This window comes from Gluconobacter oxydans DSM 3504, from assembly GCF_000583855.1.
GTDB classification, from domain to species: Bacteria; Pseudomonadota; Alphaproteobacteria; order Acetobacterales; family Acetobacteraceae; genus Gluconobacter; species Gluconobacter oxydans.
The window spans coordinates 1,034,860-1,052,327 of record NZ_CP004373.1 but is presented as its reverse complement, the minus strand read 5'-3'; the positions used below and the strand labels follow the sequence as shown (position 1 = coordinate 1,052,327).

Sequence of the window (17,468 nt, the reverse complement as noted above, 5' to 3'; positions counted from 1 at the left end):
AAATACATCTTTAAAAACGTGACCTGCGCCTGTCAATCTGGCAGAGGAGTCGCCATGCGCCTGACACTGCACACTGATTACGCCCTGCGCGTGCTGATCCATCTTGGGGTTCACCATCTGGGCCCCCATCCGGCACGCCGCGTCTCCATCCGCGAGATCGCACAGGCCTATCGCATTTCCGAAAACCATCTGGTGAAGGTCGTGCACCGTCTGGGGCAGGGCGGTTTCGTCACGACCGTTCGCGGACGCGGTGGCGGGCTGGAACTCGCGCGTCCGGTTTCAGAGATCAATGTGGGCGCGGTCGTCCGTTTCACCGAAGACGACATGACGCTGGTGGACTGTGAGGGCCGCAACAGTACGGACGGAAGACCCTGCGTCCTGTCCCCGGCCTGCGTGCTGCGCGGCGTGCTGGGCGATGCGCTGGGCGCGTTTCTGGCGGTGCTGGACCGCTATACGCTGGCCGATCTGCTGACAGGGCGGGAGGCTGCCCTACTGGGCCTGAGTGTTCCGGAAAACTGACATTTCCGGAATGTGAATGGACCCATCTGTGTCCCTGTGCGTCATCTCGGATGAGCGCAAAACAGGCACAGATCCGAGGAGCCTCTCATGAGCCAGCAGAATTTCCGCAGCATCCTGACCGGATCGTTCTCCACGCCGTGCGATGACAACCCAACCGTCGCCATGATCGAGGCCGCCTACCGGCATCACGACATCGATGCGCGTTACATCAACTGTGACGTCAAGGCGGACGGTCTGAAGGACGCGGTTGCGGGTGCGCGGGCCATGGAATGGGGCGGGTTCAACTGCTCTCTGCCGCACAAGGTCGCGGTGATCGAACATCTGGACGAACTGGCGGAGTCCGCCCGGATCATCGGTGCGGTGAACTGCGTCTCCATCCGGGACGGGCGCCTGATCGGCGACAATACGGACGGGAAGGGCTTTCTGGCGTCTCTGAAACAGGTCGCGGACCCGTCAGGGAAAAAGGTCCTGCTTCTGGGCGCGGGCGGGGCTGCGCGTGCCATCGCCGTGGAACTGGGGCTCGTTTCCGCCGCCCATATCATGGTCATGAACCGCGATCCCAAAAAAGCCGAAACCATTGCCGCACTGGTGCGGGACAACACCTTCGCCAAAGCCGACGTTCAGGCATGGGACGGTGAAGCCAGCGTGCCGGAAGACGTGGACATCCTGATCAACGCCACATCCATCGGTCTGGGCGCCCCCGACGCCATGCCGCCGCTCAAGGTCGAGACCCTGCGCAAGGGGCTGATCGTCGCCGATGTCATTCCCAACCCGCCCAGAACCCGTCTGCTGCGGGAAGCAGAGAACAGGGGCTGCACCGTGCTGGACGGGCTGGGCATGCTGGTCAATCAGGGCGTCATCGGCGTGGAGCACTGGCTGGGCAAGACGCTGGATGCCGGGGTGATGGAAAAGACCCTGAAAGATATTTTCGGCGCGGCCTGACATGAAAAAACCCGGTGTCTCCGAAGAGAGCACCGGGCTTTTTGCAGATCTGAAAGATCAGCGGCCTTCGAAGAAGTCTCGGACCTTGGCAAAGAAGCCGCTGTTTTCGGGGCTACCCTTGGCGTGGTCGTCCCCGGCTTCCTTCTCGAACTCTTCGAGAAGTTCGCGCTGGCGCTTCGTCAGATGGCTCGGCGTTTCGACCGAGACCTGAATGTACATGTCCCCACGGGCCGAGGAGCGCAGGACCGAGAAGCCCTTGCCGCGCAGACGGAACGTCTCACCAGTCTGCGTCCCGGCAGGAATGCGGACCTTGCTGCGGCCACCATCCACAACCGGAACCTCGACTTCCGTGCCAAGAGCCGCCTGCGTCATGCGCAGCGGAACGCGGCAGTAGATGTTCGATCCGTCGCGCTGGAAAATGTCATGCGACAGGACGGAGATGTGGACATACAGGTCGCCCGGCTGCACGCCTTCGCCACCGGCCTCGCCCTTGCCTGCCATGCGGATGCGCGTGCCATCCTCGACGCCTGCCGGGATGTCGATGCTGATGGTTTCCGTCTTCGCTTCCGTACCCGTGCCGTGACAGACCTTGCACGGATTGGCGACGGTGCGTCCCGAACCGTGACAGGTCGGGCAGGGGCGCTCGACGAGGAAGAAGCCCTGCTGCGCACGAACCTTGCCCGCACCATGACAGGTGGGGCAGGTGCTGCTGCCAGCCTTCGGATCGGCCGAACCCGACCCATGACAGGCTTCACAGGTCACGCGCGTCCGGACTTCGACGTCCTTCGTCACGCCCGTGAAGGCTTCCATCAGCGTAATCTCGACCTGAACCTGGACATCCGCCCCGGTCCGGCGTCCACCACCACGGCGGCCTCCCATCATGTCCCCGAACATCTGGTCGAAGATGTCACCCAGACCGCCAGCACCGGCAAAGCCACCACCGAAGCCGCCGCCCATTCCGCCCATTCCGCCCATGCCGCCTTCAAAGGCATCATGGCCGTAACGGTCATAGGCCGCACGCTTCTGCTCGTCCTTCAGGACGTCATAGGCTTCGTTGATTTCCTTGAACTTCTGCTCGGCGGCGTCATCACCCGGATTACGGTCGGGATGGTACCGCATGGCCTGTTTGCGGAAGGCTTTCTTCAGCTCGTCCTGCGAGGCCGTGCGGGAGACTTCAAGGGATTCGTAATAGTCGATTCTGGTGGCCATGTTCGGTCCTTGGGGCGGTCCTGAAGGCGGTCCCTGTGGAGGGCCGGAAAACAAGAATGGCGCCCACCCCCTTGCGGGAACGGGCGCCCTCGGAAAACAGGGTCAGACGGAGCATTCAGCCCCGTCTGCGGAAGTCACCCGATCAGTGCTTCTTGCTGTCGTCTTCGAGGTCTTCGAAGTCGGCATCAACGACGTTTTCGTCTTTCTTCTCGCCTTCCGGTGCAGCGCCACCTTCAGCGCCCTGACCAGCCTGGTACACAGCCTGACCAACCTTCATGGCAGCCTGCGTCAGCTTCTCGCTGGCAGCCTTCAGGGTGTCGAGGTTTTCGCCACCCAGAGCTTCACGGGCTTCGGCGATTGCAGCTTCAGCTTCGGACTTGTCAGCCGCCGGAACCTTGTCGCCACCTTCGGTGATGGACTTCTCGGTCTGGTGGATGAGGCTTTCCGTGCTGTTGCGCAGCTCGACCAGTTCGCGCTTGGCCTTGTCGGCAGAAGCGTTGGCTTCGGCGTCCTTGACCATGCGGTCGATGTCGGCATCAGACAGACCGCCAGAAGCCTGGATCTTGATCTGCTGTTCCTTGTTCGTGGCCTTGTCCTTGGCGGACACGTTCACGATGCCGTTGGCGTCGATGTCGAAGGTGACTTCGATCTGCGGCACGCCACGCGGCGCCGGAGCAATGCCCTGCAGGTCAAAGTTGCCCAGCAGCTTGTTGTCAGCCGCCATCTCACGCTCGCCCTGATAGACCTTGATGGTCACGGCGCTCTGGTTGTCTTCAGCCGTGGAGAAGGTCTGGCTCTTCTTGGTCGGGATCGTCGTGTTGCGGTCGATCAGACGGGTGAACACGCCACCCAGCGTCTCGATACCCAGCGACAGCGGCGTCACGTCGAGAAGCAGGACGTCCTTGACGTCACCCTTCAGGACAGCGCCCTGAACAGCAGCACCGATGGCGACCACTTCGTCAGGGTTGACGTTGCGTGCCGGATCCTTGCCGAAGAATTCCTTAACCGTCTCGATGACCTTCGGCATACGGGTCATGCCGCCGACCAGGATGACTTCGTCGATCTCGTTGGCGGAGACGGACGCGTCCTTGATGGCTGCACGGCACGGGCCGAGCGTACGCTGGATCAGGTCATCGACCAGGCTTTCCAGCTTGGCGCGGGACAGCTTGACGACGAGGTGCTTCGGACCGGAAGCGTCAGCCGTGATGAACGGCAGGTTGATCTCGGTCTCCTTGGAGGAGGACAGCTCGATCTTGGCCTTCTCGGCGGCTTCCTTCAGGCGCTGCAGGGCGAGCTTGTCACCACGCAGGTCGATGCCCTGGTCCTTCTTGAACTCGTCAGCCAGGAACCCGATGATGCGGTTATCGAAGTCTTCACCACCCAGGAACGTGTCACCGTTCGTGGACTTCACTTCGATCACGCCGTCGGATATCTCGAGGATGGAGACGTCGAACGTACCACCACCAAGGTCATACACGGCCACCGTGCCGGAATCGCGCTTGCCAAGGCCATAGGCGAGGGCAGCTGCGGTCGGCTCGTTGATGATGCGCAGGACTTCGAGGCCGGCGATCTTGCCGGCGTCACGGGTTGCCTGGCGCTGGGCGTCGTTGAAGTAGGCCGGAACCGTGATGACAGCCTGGGAGACGGTCTCGCCAAGATAGCTCTCGGCGGTTTCCTTCATCTTGCCCAGAACATAGGCTGCGATCTGCGACGGAGCATACTTCTCGCCACGTGCCTCGACCCATGCGTCGCCGTTGTCGCCACGGACGATGGCGTACGGCACCATCTCCTTGTCCTTCTGGACGGTCGGGTCGTCGTAACGACGGCCGATCAGACGCTTGACGGCATAAAGGGTGTTGGCCGGGTTGGTGACGGCCTGACGCTTCGCGGCCTGTCCGACGAGACGCTCACCGTTGTCGGTGAAGGCGACCATGGACGGCGTCGTGCGGGCGCCTTCGCTGTTTTCGATGACCTTGGTTTCGTCACCCTCGCGTACTGCGACGCAGGAGTTGGTGGTACCAAGGTCAATGCCAATGACTTTGCTCATGTAATATCAGTCCTCTCAGCGGTCCGTCCCGGCCCTGTGAGGCACCGGATCGGACCCTATTGACGTATCCAGACCCTCACGGGCCTGTGTTCCGACTACTGATCTAGGCAACGCCGCAAGGTGTTTCAAGCACTTGGACGACACATTTCGTCGAGAATGTTCGCTTCACGGGGCCGGAAGGGGAAGATGGCTGTTTCCGATACGGACATCCCCCTCTAGTAAGGTTGGACCTTCCGCTTTGCCTGCCAATGGGACAGTCTTCACACAGCCATGCCGAATCATCCTTACTTTCGTGCCACGCTGATGGCTGCCCTGGCCGTTTTCTCCGCAACCGGTCTCTCCGCCTGTGGCCCGATGGGGCCCGGAAAACTGCGGAACGACCAGCTCGAATACTCCCGCGCGCTGGGGGATACCCAGAAGCACGAGATGCTGCTGAACATCGTCCGGCTGCGTTACGCCGATCCGCCGACATTTCTGGATACGACGCAGGTGATTGCGGGATACAGCGTTTCCAAGAGCATCAGCGGCGGCTTTTACGCCTATCCGGCGACGGCGGTCGGGAACTACCTGTTCGGCACGGGGACGATGTCGCTCGGGGAAAGCCCGACCTTCACCTATCAGCCGGTGACGGGCCAGCAATATGCCGAGAACGTGGTCCGACCGATCTCGCCAACGGTCATCATGCCGCTCAGCCTTGGCGGCCTGCCGATCGACACGCTGCTGCGTCTGACGGCACAGTCCATCGACGGCCTGTCCAATGTCCGCGGGCTTGGCGCTGGGCCGTCTGGCGGTGGCTCGGTCCGCTTCTATCTGCTTCTGCACGATCTGCGGCAGCTTCAGATCCAGGGGGCCATGACCATCCGGATCACGAGCGAGACTCCGACCCCGCCGGACAGCAAGAAAAACGGCGGCAAGTCCGACAGCAATGGCAACGGGGGAAACAGCACGGGCACCGAGCGCTCCTATCTGGTCCTGACCTCGACATCGGACAGCAATCTTCTGGCGATCCAGGCGGAAGTGCGTCGTCTGCTGCACCTCGATCCGGGGGCCGAGGAAGCCGAAATCGTCTATGGCCCGTATCCCAAGCATCCCGGCAAGCAGATCGCGATTCTGACGCGCTCCATGCTCGCGATGCTGACGCAGCTCGCCTACGAGGTCGAGGTGCCGGAAGACGACATCAAGAGCGGCCGTACGCCGCCCACGATCGGGCAGATCGGCATTGAGAACCGCCCGGAAGTCGTGATCCATTCGAGCCGGGAAGAACCGGACTCCCACTATGCCGCGGTCAGCTACAACAACACCTGGTTCTGGATCAGCGATCGCGATTTCCAGAGCAAACTGGCGTTTACGATGGTGCAGGTTCTTGCGGCCCTTGCGGCGACGAACCATACCGCAGGGGCGGTCGTAACAATCCCGGCCGGGTAATAAAGATAACGCGCATTTGAATTTGTTGAAGTGCAACCGTGTTATTACACGTTTTTGTTAGAATTATATTCAACAATATTGAAAAAGAACCGTAGCTTTCCTGAAAGTCTGGACTTACCGTCCGGACTTTCAGTTCTGGAGGCTTTCACCAATGCCGAATACTTATGGCAGCAGAACCCTGACCGAGTGGCTCACACTGGTCCTAGGGGTTGTCATCATTCTGGTGGGGCTGTTCTTCGTGATCGCCGGGGCCGACCTCGCGATGCTGGGCGGCTCTGTCTATTACGTCATCTGTGGCATTCCGCTGGTTGCCGGCGGTGTTTTCATGCTCATGGGACGGACGCTTGGCGCATTCCTGTATCTAGGTGCGCTGGCCTACACCTGGGTCTGGTCCCTGTGGGAAGTGGGCTTCAGCCCCGTTGACCTTCTGCCGCGCGATTTCGGCCCGACGCTGCTGGGCATCCTTGTCGCCCTCACCATCCCGGTTCTTCGCCGGATGGAAACCCGCCGTACCCTGAGGGGAACCGTCTGATGCGCAGATCCCATCTTCTCGCCACCGTTGCCTGTGCCACGCTGGCCTGCGCACCGCTGGCTGCCAATGCCCAGTTCGCCCCCGCAGGCAGCGGTGGCTCGCCGACCTCCTCCGTGCCGGGCCCCGGCAATGCCAGCGGCAATTCCTTCGAGCCGACCGAGAACACGCCGGCCGCGAAGAGCCGCTTTTCCGGCCCGTCCCCCTATGCGCCCCAGGCTCCGGGTGTGAACGCGGCCAACCTGCCGGATATCGGGTCCATGGATCCGAACGACGTTCCGCAGATGGCCCCGCAGCAGAGTGCCAGCCCCGCCTCCGGAGACTGGGCCGCCTACGGCCATGACGACAGCCAGATGCGCTATTCGCCGCTGTCCGAAATCACGCCGCAGAACGCCGATCAGCTCAAGGTCGCTTTCGTCTATCACACCGGCAGCTATCCGCGTCCGGGCCAGACGAACAAATGGGCTGCCGAAACCACCCCGATCAAAGTGGGTGACGGCCTCTATATGTGCTCCGCACAGAACGACATCATGAAGCTCGACCCGGCGACGGGTAAGGAGATCTGGCGTCACAACATCAACGAGAAATACGAAGCCATCCCCTACACTGCAGCGTGCAAGGGCGTGACGTATTTCACGTCGTCTCAGGTGCCCGAAGGCCAGCCCTGCCATAACCGTATCCTTGAAGGCACGCTCGACATGCGCCTGATCGCGGTTGATGCCGCGACCGGCAATCTGTGCGAGGGCTTCGGCAATGGCGGCCAGGTCAACCTGATGCAGGGCCTTGGCGAATCCGTCCCCGGCTTCGTCTCCATGACGACGCCGCCGCCGGTCGTGAACGGTGTGGTTGTGGTCAACCACGAAGTTCTGGATGGTCAGCGCCGCTGGGCTCCGTCGGGCGTGATCCGTGGTTATGACGCCGAGAGCGGCAAGTTCCTGTGGGCCTGGGACGTGAACCGTCCCAACGATCACAGCCAGCCGACCGGCAACAACCATTACAGCCGTGGCACGCCGAACTCCTGGGCTGCGATGACCGGCGACAATGCGCTGGGTCTTGTCTACGTCCCGACCGGCAACTCGGCTTCCGACTATTACAGCGCCCTGCGTAGCCCTGAAGAAAACAAGGTTTCGTCCGCAGTTGTCGCGCTTGATGTGAAGACGGGTTCGCCGCGCTGGGTCTTCCAGACCGTTCACAAGGACGTCTGGGACTATGACATCGGCTCGCAGGCCACGCTGATGGACATGCCCGGTCAGGATGGTCAGCCTGTCCCCGCACTCATCATGCCGACCAAGCGCGGCCAGACCTTCGTGCTCGACCGTCGTGACGGCAAGCCGATCCTGCCGGTCGAAGAGCGTCCCGCTCCGTCGCCGGGCGTCATTCCGGGCGATCCGCGTTCGCCGACGCAGCCCTGGTCCACGGGCATGCCGGCCCTGCGCGTGCCGGACCTGAAAGAGACGGATATGTGGGGCATGTCCCCCATCGATCAGCTCTTCTGCCGTATCAAGTTCCGCCGTGCGAACTATACGGGTGAGTTCACGCCGCCGAGCGTCGACAAGCCCTGGATCGAATATCCGGGCTATAACGGCGGCAGCGACTGGGGCTCCGTGTCCTATGACCCGCAGAGCGGCATCCTGATTGCGAACTGGAACATCACCCCGATGTACGACCAGCTCGTAACCCGCAAGAAGGCCGACGAACTTGGCCTGATGCCGATCGATGATCCGAACTACAAGCCGGGTGGCGGTGGCGCCGAAGGTAACGGCGCCATGGACGGCACGCCTTACGGTATCGTCGTGACCCCGTTCTGGGATCAGTACACGGGCATGATGTGCAACCGTCCGCCCTACGGCATGATCACGGCCATCGACATGAAGCACGGCCAGAAGGTGCTGTGGCAGCACCCGCTGGGAACGGCCCGTGCCAACGGTCCGTGGGGTCTGCCGACCGGTCTTCCCTGGGAAATCGGTACGCCGAACAATGGTGGCTCGGTCGTGACGGCCGGTGGCGTGGTGTTCATCGCGGCAGCTACGGATAACCAGATCCGTGCCATCGACGAGCACACCGGCAAGGTGGTCTGGAGCGCGGTCCTGCCGGGCGGCGGACAGGCCAACCCGATGACCTACGAGGCCAATGGTCACCAGTACGTCGCCATCATGGCGGGTGGTCATCACTTCATGATGACGCCGGTTAGCGATCAGCTGGTGGTTTACGCCCTGCCCGATCACAAGGGCTGAAAAAGCGGGGGCTGAGGCCTCCGGGTGATGGAAGGGGTGGTTTTCGTGCCGGAAATGGCACGGAGACCGCCCCTTTGTCGTTTCCGGGGCCGTTTTTTCCATTTTTTGGGTGGGAAGCGCCTTCAGACCCGGCTACAGGCTGTTTTCGTTCACAAATATCTTCCCGGAACAGGCCACCTCCGACCGTCATGACCGATCGCTCTCCCGTCATCCTTCAGGTTCTTCCGGCGCTGGGCACCGGCGGGCTGGAGCGCGGGGCTGTCGAGATTGCCGCAGCGATCACGCAGGGCGGTGGCACGGCACTGGTCGCCTCGCGCCCCGGCCGGCTGCTGGTGCAGCTCCGTCATGCCGGCGCGCGGCATATCGAGCTTGATCTGAAGAAGAAATCCCCTGTCGCCGTGCTGCGCCGGGCGAAGGACCTGCAGGCCATCATCCGCAGCGAGGGCGTGGATCTGGTCCATGCCCGCTCGCGGATTCCGGCCTGGGCCGCATGGATCGCCTGCCGCCGGGAAAACATCCCGCTCGTGACGACATGGCATGGCGTGCATGAGGCGAAATGGCGCCCCAAGAAACTCTATAATTCCGTACTGGCGCGCGGCACCCGGGTTATTGCGATTTCGGAGTTCATCGCCCGGCGCCTGCGTAGCGAATACGCCGTGCCGGAAAGCCGCCTGCGCGTCATTCCGCGCGGGGCGGACCTGCAGGAGTTCACGCCCGGCACGATCTCCGGCGAACGTGTGCAGAAACTGGCCGAGGCCTGGCGCGTGCCTGTCGAGGCGAGGATCATCCTCATGCCCGCACGGCTGACGGCATGGAAAGGGCAGGGCGTTCTGGTCGAGGCACTGGGTTTGCTGCGCCCGCGGATGAACGCAGGCTGGATCTGCGTTCTGGCCGGCCCGGAGAACGACCGGAAGTTCTCCCGTAAATTGCAACAGCGCGTGCGGGAACTGGGCCTTGAAGAGCATGTCCGTTTCGCCGGAACCTGCACCGACATGCCGGCTGCCTGTGAACTGTCGAGCGTTGTCGTGGCCCCCTCGCTCCGGCCCGAACCGTTCGGACGCACACTGGTGGAAGCGCAGATGATGGGTCGCCCCGTGATCGGTACCGCACAGGGAGCCATGATGGAGACGATCCTGCCCGGCGAGACGGGTCTGGTCGTGCCTCCCGATGATCCGCAAGCCCTGGCGGATGCGCTGAAAAGCGTTCTGGAAACGGACGAAGACGCGCTGGACTGGCTGGCGGAAAAGGCCCGGGCCCATGCCGTCGCCAACTATACGACAACGCTGATGCAGGCCCGCACGCTGGGTGTGTATGACGAACTTCTGGGCACCCGTCTGCGGGAGACATTCGAGGAATACAGCCATGACCAGTAAGGATGCAAAACCGACAGAACAGATCGTCCGTGACCGCGCCGCAGCGGCTAAGGAAGAGCGGGAAAGCCGTGAGGCCAAGGCGCTCCGAGCCAATTTGATGCGGCGCAAGCAGCAGCAGCGTGCGCGGCCGCAGGATGACGCTGCTTCTTCCCCCGATGATCGCTGAGCGTCTGTGAAACGCAGCTTTCCCCTGCCTTCGCCGCAGGAACTGGCGCTGACGGGCGTGACGGTGCTGTGGGGCGGGACGTTTCTCGTGCTGCATATCGCCATGCAGCAGTGCGGGCCGCGCTTTTTCGTTTTCGTCCGCTTCATGATGGCGGCGGTTTTCGTTGGGCTGCTGGCCGGACGGAAACTGCTGGACTTCAACTGGCGCGAAGTGCGGGCAGGTGCGCTGATCGGCGTTGCGCTGGCAACCGGCTACGTGTTGCAGAGCGCTGGCCTGCACGACATTACCAGCAGCCGCTCCGCCTTCATCACGGCGCTTTATGTGCCGCTGGTGCCGATCTTTCAGTGGGCGTTCCTGCGCAAGCCGCCACATCTGATGAGCTGGCTCGGGATTGCGCTGGCCTTTGCCGGTCTGGTCTGTCTGGCGGGACCAGCGGCGCTGTCGCTGTCCTTCGGGCGCGGGGACCTGCTGACGCTGTTTGCGGCCATCGCCATCGCGGTCGAGATCGTGCTGATCAGCCTCTATGCCCGGGGCGTGGACAGTCTGCGCGTGACGGTCATGCAGCTTCTGGCCGGGAGCCTTTTCGCCGGGCTGATGGTCCCGGTTTCGGGTGAGGCGCTCCCGGCGTTCTCATGGGTCTGGTTCGGCTGCGCGCTCGCGCTGGGTGGATTGAGCGCTCTGGTGCAGGTGGTGATGAACTGGGCGCAGAAATCTGTCGCGCCGACCAAGGCGGCCGTGATTTATGCCGGAGAGCCGGTCTGGGGTGGTCTTGTCGGCTGGCTGGCGGGCGACAGTCTGCCCCCGGCGACCCTGCTGGGGGCCATGCTGATCGTGGGCGGCGTGCTGACCAGCGAACTGCGCCCGCAATGGCTTGAAGCCCTGCTGGGACGTTCATCACAGACCCTCACGAAAAATGACTGATCCGACACATTGCGTGATCGCTCATCGCTCGCTAGAGCAGGTGGGTTAGACGCACAGGGCGATTTGCACCGCCCTCGTTCAGGAGTGCCTTCATGCCCATCATGCCCGACACATGGATCCGCCAGATGGCCCGGGAAAAAGGCATGATCGAGCCGTTCGTGGAGGCCCAGAAACGCGAAGGCGTCATTTCCTACGGCCTGTCGTCCTATGGCTATGACGCGCGCGTGGCGGAAGAATTCAAAATCTTCACCGACGTGGACAGCGCCATCGTCGATCCGAAGAACTTCGCGTCCAACAGCTTCGTGACCCGCACCGGCGACATCACCATTCCGCCCAACAGCTTCGCGCTGGCGCATACTGTCGAATATTTCCGTATCCCGCGTGACACGCTGGTGGTGTGCCTCGGCAAGTCCACCTATGCGCGCTGCGGCATCATCGTGAACGTCACGCCGCTTGAGCCGGAATGGGAAGGCCAGGTCACGATCGAGATCAGCAATACCACGCCGCTGCCCGCGCGAATCTATGCGAACGAGGGCATCTGCCAGTTCCTGTTTTTCCAGGGTGCCAGCCCCTGTGAGGTCAGCTACGCCGACCGTGCTGGAAAATACATGCGCCAGTCCGGCGTCACCACGCCCCGCCTCTAAAGCCCAGCTCTCAAGGCCTGTTTCTCAAGGATCGCACCATGGACCGTTTCATCATTCGCGGTGGCCGCCGCCTGACAGGCGAAATCGAGATCGGGGGAGCGAAGAACTCCGGCCTCAAGCTCATGGTCGCCGGGCTTTTGACGTCCGAGCGGCTGGTGCTGTCCAACGTGCCGGCCATCGCCGACATCAAGACGATGCGCGATCTGCTGGTGGGGCTGGGCATCACGGTTGAGGATGCCGGGCCGCGTACGCTGTCCATCGGTGGCGAGATCGGCTCTGTCGAGGCACCGTATGATATCGTCTCCAAGATGCGCGCGTCCATTCTGGTCCTCGGACCGCTTCTGGCCCGCGCCCGTGAGGCAAAGGTCTCCCTGCCGGGTGGCTGCGCCATCGGCACGCGTCCGGTGGACATGCATCTCAAGGGGCTTGAGACGCTGGGCGCCGAAATCCGTCTGGAAAACGGTTACATCAATGCGACCGCGCCAGACGGCCTGAAGGGTGACCGGATCATCCTGCCGTTTGCCAGTGTGGGCGCAACCGAAAACCTGCTGATGGCCGCAACGTTGGCCAAGGGACGCACCCATATCGTCAACGCCGCGCGTGAGCCGGAAATCAGCGATCTGGTGCACTGCCTGAATGCCATGGGCGCGCAGATCACGGGCGAAGGTTCGGGCACGCTGGTCATCGATGGTGTGGAGAAGCTGCACGGCGCGCATTACGCCGTCATGCCAGATCGTATCGAATGCGGCACCTATGCCTGCGCGGCCGGCATCACGGGCGGTGACCTGCTGCTCGTGGGCGGACGGGCCGATGATCTGGGTGCCGTGATCCGCACGCTTGAAGAAACGGGTGTCGAGGTTCTGGAAGAGGCGCGGGGCATCCGGGTCCGTCGCAGCGGCACGCTTCAGGGCGTGGACATCATGACCGAGCCGTATCCCGGCTTCCCGACCGACATGCAGGCGCAGTTCATGGCGATGCTGTCGGTGGCCGAAGGTGCGTCCATGATCACCGAGACGATCTTCGAAAACCGTTTCATGCATGTGCCGGAGCTCAACCGCATGGGCGCACGTGTCAACGTGCATGGCCGTTCCGCCATCATCCGTGGCGTGCCGAAGCTGTCGGGTGCACCAGTCATGGCGACCGATCTGCGGGCCTCGTTCTCGCTGATCCTCGCGGGTCTGGCGGCGGAAGGCGAGACGCAGCTCAGCCGCATCTATCATCTGGACCGCGGCTATGAAGGCGTGGACCGCAAGCTCGCTGCCTGCGGCGCCGACATCGCCCGCGTTTCAGACTGACAGGCAGAACAGGGCGCCCGGCGATTGGGCTGCCCTGCTTAATGGATAAAAGTTTTTGGGTTCCGCCTTTTTTCAAAAAGGCGGAGAGCTTCGAAGCTTTTTGGAAAAAGCTTCACCAAAAACTTTTATACGTTTGCGACCAGATCCTTCAGGACGGCGGCCGTACCGCGCGTTTTCAGGTCTTCGCGGGTCTGGATGAAGCGGGTGAGGAACTCGGCGGAGTTCTCAAGGCCCCACCCGGCGAACACGCTCATCTCCAGCGCCTTGGCGGGGTTGGCGTCCAGCGCCAGAGCGCGGTCTTCGGCGCTGAGGCGCGGTTCCGTGACGGCGAATGTGGCTTCCACGTCATCGCGGCCGGTCAGATAGGCACAGTAACAGGCGAGGACGAAAGCGATCCGGCGCGGGTCCTGAGCCTTTTTCAAAATGTCCTCGGCCGTGGCACGCAGGAAGACCGGCAGCTTGGACGTGCTGTCGGATGTGATGCGCAGAAGCTGGTCACTGACGGCATGGTTGCGGAACCGCTGCAGAAGCTGGGCGGCATAGTCCGGCAGGCTGATGCCCGGAGGGGCGGTGAGCTGCGGCTCGACGTCATGACGCAGGAACTGCTCCAGCAGGGCGGCCAGATGTTCGTCGCCCATGGCCTCATCGACCAGCCGGTATCCCATCAGAACGCCCGGCAGAGCCAGCGTGGAATGGGACGCGTTCAGCATCCGCAGCTTGACCTGTTCGTAAGGCTCGACATCGTCCGTGAACAGCACGCCGACCTGCTCCCAGGCCGGACGTCCGGCCGGGAAGTGGTCTTCCACAACCCACTGGATGAAGTCCTCACAGAACACGGGAACGCGGTCCTCGATCCCGCTCTGTGCATCCAGACGCGCCACGTCGGCCGGGTGGACGGCCGGGGTGATGCGATCGACCATGCAGGACGGGAAGGCGACATTGGCCTCGATCCACTCCGCCAGTTCCGCGTCGCGCAGGCGGGCGAAGGACAGCACGGCATTGCGCGCGACATCGCCGTTTGCGGGAACGTTGTCGCAGGACAGGATGGTGAATGGCGCAACACCGGCATCCCGGCGCTGGCGCAGGGCTTCGGTCATCAGGCCGAACGCCGTGTGCGGGACCGGACGGTGCAGGTCTTCGGCAATGGCGGGATGTTCGGTCATGAACCGTCCGGCCTCATCCATGTAGTAGCCGCCTTCGGTCACGGTCATGCTGACGATGCGGATGGCCGGGTCCGTCAGACGCTTCAGCGCGGCGTCACGATCGGTCGGGGCATGGATGTATTCGACCAGCGACTTCACCACCCGGACCGTATCAGGCCGGTTCGGCGGGCATTCGCGCAGGGTGTAGAGCCCGTTCTGCGCATGCAGGGCCTCGGCTTTCGCCACTTCCGCCGGATGGTCCATCAGACCCATCCCGACAATGCCCCAGCCTGACTGGCCCGCCAGCGCAAGCGCGCGGTCCGTATAGACGGCCTGATGGGCACGATGGAAATTGCCGACGCTCAGATGGACAATGCCAGGCGTCACCGCATCCCGGTCGTAGGACGACGTCAGGATGGAGTCCGGCAGGTGGGACAGGGTCTGGGAAGTCAGGATCATGGACAGGATCTTTCAGGCGAAAGGACCGGCTTCTTTTAGAAGCCTCCACCTTCGAGGAAACCGTTTTTGTATTTTGTGAATTATTTCTAATAATTCTCCCGAATACGCGAGCATTAGCGGAAATGGTTATTTCCCATAAATATGGCGACCTTTTCCGTTTTTTCCCGTCTGTCCTATGATCGGCGGCCCCATTCTTCGTTTTTTGCAGGACAGTTTCTCATGAGTGCCCCCATCCATCGTCTGAGCGTGGACGAACTCGTCCCCATGGTGCGGTCCGTTCTGCAGACCGAGACGGACATGATCGCCAACATGGCCAATATCGCGGCCCTGCTGTTCGAAACCCTGCCGCAGATCAACTGGGCCGGGTTCTATCTGTGGAAAGAGGCGGATCGTCAGCTCGTGCTGGGGCCGTTTCAGGGCCGTCTGGCCTGCACGCGGATTCCGCTCGGCCGAGGCGTCTGTGGGACGGTCGCGCAGAACCGGGAGACGCTGGTCGTTCCGGACGTGCATGCGTTTCCGGGACATATCGCCTGTGACGCGGCTTCGGAATCGGAAATCGTGCTGCCGGTCGTGGCCAAGGGCGCGCTCGTGGGCGTGCTGGACATCGACAGCCCCGTAAAGGACCGGTTCTCTGACGCCGATCGCACACGACTGGAAGAGGTGGTCAGTCTGCTCGTGGCAACACTGGAAGGTTGAGCGGGGACTGGCCCCGCTCAGCCGGGGTCAGGCCGGGACGCTGACGGACAGGTGGCTCATCAGTTCCGGCACGTCCTCGACGACCGTGAACAGCTTGCGGGCCGACGGGTCCGCAAAACCCTGATCGACCGCATCATTCAGCGTGTTGACCAAAGACGTGGCCCAGCCGCCGATATTGACGATGTAGATCGGCTCCTGATGCAGGCCGAGCTGCTTCCAGGTCATGATTTCCATCAGCTCGTCGAACGTGCCGAGACCACCGGGAATGATCGCATAGGCGTCGGACAGCTCGAACATCCGGGCCTTGCGGGTGTGCATGTCCGGCGTGACTTCAAGCTGCGTCACACCCTTGTGCATGACTTCGCGGGCATGGAGGAATTCGGGAATGACGCCGATGACCTTGCCGCCCGCCTGAAGGGCCGCATCCGCCACCGTGCCCATCAGCCCCACATGGCCGCCGCCATAGACCAGTGTGATTCCGTGTCGCGCCAGGGCCGTTCCGATCTCTTTTGCACCTTCGGCATAGACGGGGGAGTTGCCGAAGCGGGAGCCACAGAAGACGGCGCAGGAACGAATGGTCATGTCGGGTCCGTGTATGTTGAAACGAAGATCCGTCACGCGGTCCGGCGGCCCAGGGAACGGCTGATCAGCACACCCACCAGACAGCAGATGGCGGTGGTGGCGAACATTGTCCTGTAACCGGCGAACTCGATGACCTGTCCAAGAAACAGCCCCGAGCACGCAATGGCAAGGTCAATGAAGATGGAATAGGCGCCCAGAGCTGCCCCGCGGTTCTCCGGACCCGCGCTGTTAACGGCCAGAACGCCGAGGGCCGGGAAGAGGAGCGAGAAGCCTGCGCCCGTCAGTGCAGCGCCCACAAGGGCGGCGGAGGGTGTCTGGAACACGCTGAGTGTGGCGAGTCCGAGCGCTTCCACCAGCAGTGAGACGATCGCCACGAACACGCCGCCGCGCTTGGCGATCTGCGAGGCGAAGAAAAACCGGATGACGACGAAAGTGAATCCGAAAACCGCCAGCGCTGTCGCCGCGCCCTGCCAGTGCAGCACCGAATAATACAGCGCCAGGAACGACGAGATTGCCCCGAATCCAATGGACCCTGCCGCCAGGGCCGAACCATGCGGGAGGACGAGTCTGAGCGCGCGGGAGAAAGGAATGGGCTGGCTGGTCGAGGGAATGGGTTTGACGGCAGGGTAGAAGCCGATCAGCGCCAGGCCGAACAGCGGCAGGGCCACCGAGAGGATACCCACCGAAACCAGCCCGCCATAGGGTGCGGCCAGCATGGACAGCTTGGCCCCGATCGGTGCACCCAGCGCAATTCCGCCATAGGAGCAGATGCCGTTCCACGAAATGGCGATGGCGGTATTTTCCGCCCCGGCACGCCGGATGTTCCAGACGATCACCCCGGTCGCGGCCCAGCTTTCCGCCCATCCCAGCAGCAGGCGGCTGGACAGCAGCACACCCAGCGACAGTAGCGGTGTGGCCGCGAGCAGTCCCGATCCGGTCACCAGAAGGCCGGACAGCAGACAGGTGACGAGCCCGCCGATGACCACGGGTTTGGGGCCGATCCGGTCCACCAGCCGCCCGGCGGAGGGCCGGGCCGCGAAGGTCGCAAAATACTGGAGCGAGAATGTGATGCCCGCGACGGTCGTGCTGTAACCCAGTCCCTGATGGACGAAAATCGTCAGGACGGCGTTGGGCAGGCCGATCACGATATAGACGAGAAGATTGAACAGGACGACGGCAAGAACGCGTTTCGTCGGTGAGTCCGCCGGCGTGTCTTGCGCGGTCATGGATCTGCTCTCCTGAGGCTTGGCTGTAAAAAGATCTTCTCTGGCATAAGCCAGATGAG

At 62.6% G+C, this 17,468-nt stretch carries 16 protein-coding genes; 11 read left to right on the top strand and 5 right to left on the bottom strand.

Translation table 11 applies throughout. The features are described from left to right. The first annotated feature begins 54 nt into the window (after positions 1 to 54). Both GLS_RS04750 and aroE read left to right on the top strand, forming a co-directional pair. Entirely contained in the window at positions 55 to 519 is a 465-nt protein-coding gene (locus GLS_RS04750) for an RrF2 family transcriptional regulator (RefSeq protein WP_041111414.1), read from the top strand. Between the two features lie 87 nt (positions 520 to 606). Beyond that, a complete protein-coding gene (gene aroE, locus GLS_RS04745; RefSeq protein ID WP_041111413.1) occupies positions 607 to 1,461 on the top strand; it encodes a shikimate dehydrogenase in 855 nt (284 codons plus the stop codon). Positions 1,462 to 1,518: 57 nt separating this feature from the next. Here aroE and dnaJ read toward each other — a convergent pair whose 3' ends face one another. After that, positions 1,519 to 2,670, bottom strand: coding sequence for a molecular chaperone DnaJ (dnaJ, locus tag GLS_RS04740; protein WP_041111412.1), 1,152 nt, complete (start codon positions 2,668 to 2,670; stop codon positions 1,519 to 1,521). Positions 2,671 to 2,812: 142 nt separating this feature from the next. Continuing rightward, positions 2,813 to 4,717, bottom strand: a complete 1,905-nt coding sequence (gene dnaK / locus GLS_RS04735) for a molecular chaperone DnaK (protein WP_041111411.1) — start codon at positions 4,715 to 4,717, stop codon at positions 2,813 to 2,815. 270 nt (positions 4,718 to 4,987) lie between these two features. Between dnaK and GLS_RS04730 the strand changes: the two genes are divergently transcribed. The 8 genes from GLS_RS04730 to murA all read left to right on the top strand — a co-directional run bounded on the left by GLS_RS04730 (position 4,988) and on the right by murA (position 13,304). Beyond that, a complete protein-coding gene (locus tag GLS_RS04730) occupies positions 4,988 to 6,142 on the top strand; it encodes a hypothetical protein (RefSeq protein WP_193363848.1) in 1,155 nt (384 codons plus the stop codon). A gap of 151 nt (positions 6,143 to 6,293) precedes the next feature. Beyond that, on the top strand, positions 6,294 to 6,674 hold the full coding sequence (locus GLS_RS04725) for a glycerol dehydrogenase small subunit (RefSeq protein ID WP_011252425.1): 381 nt from the start codon (positions 6,294 to 6,296) through the stop codon (positions 6,672 to 6,674). Continuing rightward, positions 6,674 to 8,905, top strand: a complete 2,232-nt coding sequence (locus GLS_RS04720) for a pyrroloquinoline quinone-dependent dehydrogenase (protein WP_041111410.1) — start codon at positions 6,674 to 6,676, stop codon at positions 8,903 to 8,905. The genes GLS_RS04725 and GLS_RS04720 overlap by 1 nt, the downstream gene beginning before the upstream one ends. Positions 8,906 to 9,093: 188 nt before the next feature. Beyond that, positions 9,094 to 10,278 (top strand): glycosyltransferase family 4 protein, encoded by a 1,185-nt coding sequence (locus tag GLS_RS04715; RefSeq protein WP_041111409.1) that lies wholly within the window; start codon positions 9,094 to 9,096, stop codon positions 10,276 to 10,278. After that, a complete protein-coding gene (locus GLS_RS13400; RefSeq protein ID WP_172492245.1) occupies positions 10,268 to 10,444 on the top strand; it encodes a hypothetical protein in 177 nt (58 codons plus the stop codon). Before GLS_RS04715 ends, GLS_RS13400 begins: the two co-directional genes overlap by 11 nt. Before the next feature lie 6 nt (positions 10,445 to 10,450). Beyond that, the gene (locus GLS_RS04710; protein ID WP_041111408.1) at positions 10,451 to 11,365 is read left to right on the top strand and encodes a DMT family transporter; all 915 of its coding nucleotides are present in this window, start codon (positions 10,451 to 10,453) and stop codon (positions 11,363 to 11,365) included. A gap of 92 nt (positions 11,366 to 11,457) precedes the next feature. Next, positions 11,458 to 12,009, top strand: a complete 552-nt coding sequence (dcd, locus tag GLS_RS04705; RefSeq protein ID WP_011252421.1) for a dCTP deaminase — start codon at positions 11,458 to 11,460, stop codon at positions 12,007 to 12,009. Between the two features lie 38 nt (positions 12,010 to 12,047). Beyond that, entirely contained in the window at positions 12,048 to 13,304 is a 1,257-nt protein-coding gene (gene murA / locus GLS_RS04700) for a UDP-N-acetylglucosamine 1-carboxyvinyltransferase (protein ID WP_041111407.1), read from the top strand. A 125-nt stretch (positions 13,305 to 13,429) separates the two neighbouring features. On the opposite strand, the gene GLS_RS04695 is transcribed toward murA, so the two are convergent. Next, the gene (locus GLS_RS04695; protein WP_041111406.1) at positions 13,430 to 14,905 is read right to left on the bottom strand and encodes a mannitol dehydrogenase family protein; all 1,476 of its coding nucleotides are present in this window, start codon (positions 14,903 to 14,905) and stop codon (positions 13,430 to 13,432) included. 219 nt (positions 14,906 to 15,124) lie between these two features. On the opposite strand from GLS_RS04695, the gene GLS_RS04690 reads away from it, so the two are divergent. Continuing rightward, a complete protein-coding gene (locus tag GLS_RS04690; protein WP_041112666.1) occupies positions 15,125 to 15,601 on the top strand; it encodes a GAF domain-containing protein in 477 nt (158 codons plus the stop codon). Positions 15,602 to 15,628: 27 nt separating this feature from the next. Here the strand turns inward: GLS_RS04690 and GLS_RS04685 are convergent, their stop codons facing one another. Both GLS_RS04685 and GLS_RS04680 read right to left on the bottom strand, forming a co-directional pair. Continuing rightward, the gene (locus GLS_RS04685; protein WP_041111405.1) at positions 15,629 to 16,183 is read right to left on the bottom strand and encodes an LOG family protein; all 555 of its coding nucleotides are present in this window, start codon (positions 16,181 to 16,183) and stop codon (positions 15,629 to 15,631) included. A 32-nt stretch (positions 16,184 to 16,215) separates the two neighbouring features. Further along, positions 16,216 to 17,409, bottom strand: coding sequence for an MFS transporter (locus GLS_RS04680; RefSeq protein ID WP_041111404.1), 1,194 nt, complete (start codon positions 17,407 to 17,409; stop codon positions 16,216 to 16,218). Positions 17,410 to 17,468 lie beyond the last annotated feature (59 nt).

What these genes read in the sequence shown, in the direction of transcription:
- GLS_RS04750 (WP_041111414.1), top strand. Translation starts at nt 55, where the DNA reads ATGCGCCTGACACTGCACACTGATTACGCCCTGCGCGTGCTGATCCAT.
- aroE (WP_041111413.1), top strand. Translation starts at nt 607, where the DNA reads ATGAGCCAGCAGAATTTCCGCAGCATCCTGACCGGATCGTTCTCCACG.
- dnaJ (WP_041111412.1), bottom strand. Translation starts at nt 2,670, where the DNA reads ATGGCCACCAGAATCGACTATTACGAATCCCTTGAAGTCTCCCGCACG.
- dnaK (WP_041111411.1), bottom strand. Translation starts at nt 4,717, where the DNA reads ATGAGCAAAGTCATTGGCATTGACCTTGGTACCACCAACTCCTGCGTC.
- GLS_RS04730 (WP_193363848.1), top strand. Translation starts at nt 4,988, where the DNA reads ATGCCGAATCATCCTTACTTTCGTGCCACGCTGATGGCTGCCCTGGCC.
- GLS_RS04725 (WP_011252425.1), top strand. Translation starts at nt 6,294, where the DNA reads ATGCCGAATACTTATGGCAGCAGAACCCTGACCGAGTGGCTCACACTG.
- GLS_RS04720 (WP_041111410.1), top strand. Translation starts at nt 6,674, where the DNA reads ATGCGCAGATCCCATCTTCTCGCCACCGTTGCCTGTGCCACGCTGGCC.
- GLS_RS04715 (WP_041111409.1), top strand. Translation starts at nt 9,094, where the DNA reads ATGACCGATCGCTCTCCCGTCATCCTTCAGGTTCTTCCGGCGCTGGGC.
- GLS_RS13400 (WP_172492245.1), top strand. Translation starts at nt 10,268, where the DNA reads ATGACCAGTAAGGATGCAAAACCGACAGAACAGATCGTCCGTGACCGC.
- dcd (WP_011252421.1), top strand. Translation starts at nt 11,458, where the DNA reads ATGCCCATCATGCCCGACACATGGATCCGCCAGATGGCCCGGGAAAAA.
- murA (WP_041111407.1), top strand. Translation starts at nt 12,048, where the DNA reads ATGGACCGTTTCATCATTCGCGGTGGCCGCCGCCTGACAGGCGAAATC.
- GLS_RS04695 (WP_041111406.1), bottom strand. Translation starts at nt 14,905, where the DNA reads ATGATCCTGACTTCCCAGACCCTGTCCCACCTGCCGGACTCCATCCTG.
- GLS_RS04690 (WP_041112666.1), top strand. Translation starts at nt 15,125, where the DNA reads ATGAGTGCCCCCATCCATCGTCTGAGCGTGGACGAACTCGTCCCCATG.
- GLS_RS04685 (WP_041111405.1), bottom strand. Translation starts at nt 16,183, where the DNA reads ATGACCATTCGTTCCTGCGCCGTCTTCTGTGGCTCCCGCTTCGGCAAC.
- GLS_RS04680 (WP_041111404.1), bottom strand. Translation starts at nt 17,409, where the DNA reads ATGACCGCGCAAGACACGCCGGCGGACTCACCGACGAAACGCGTTCTT.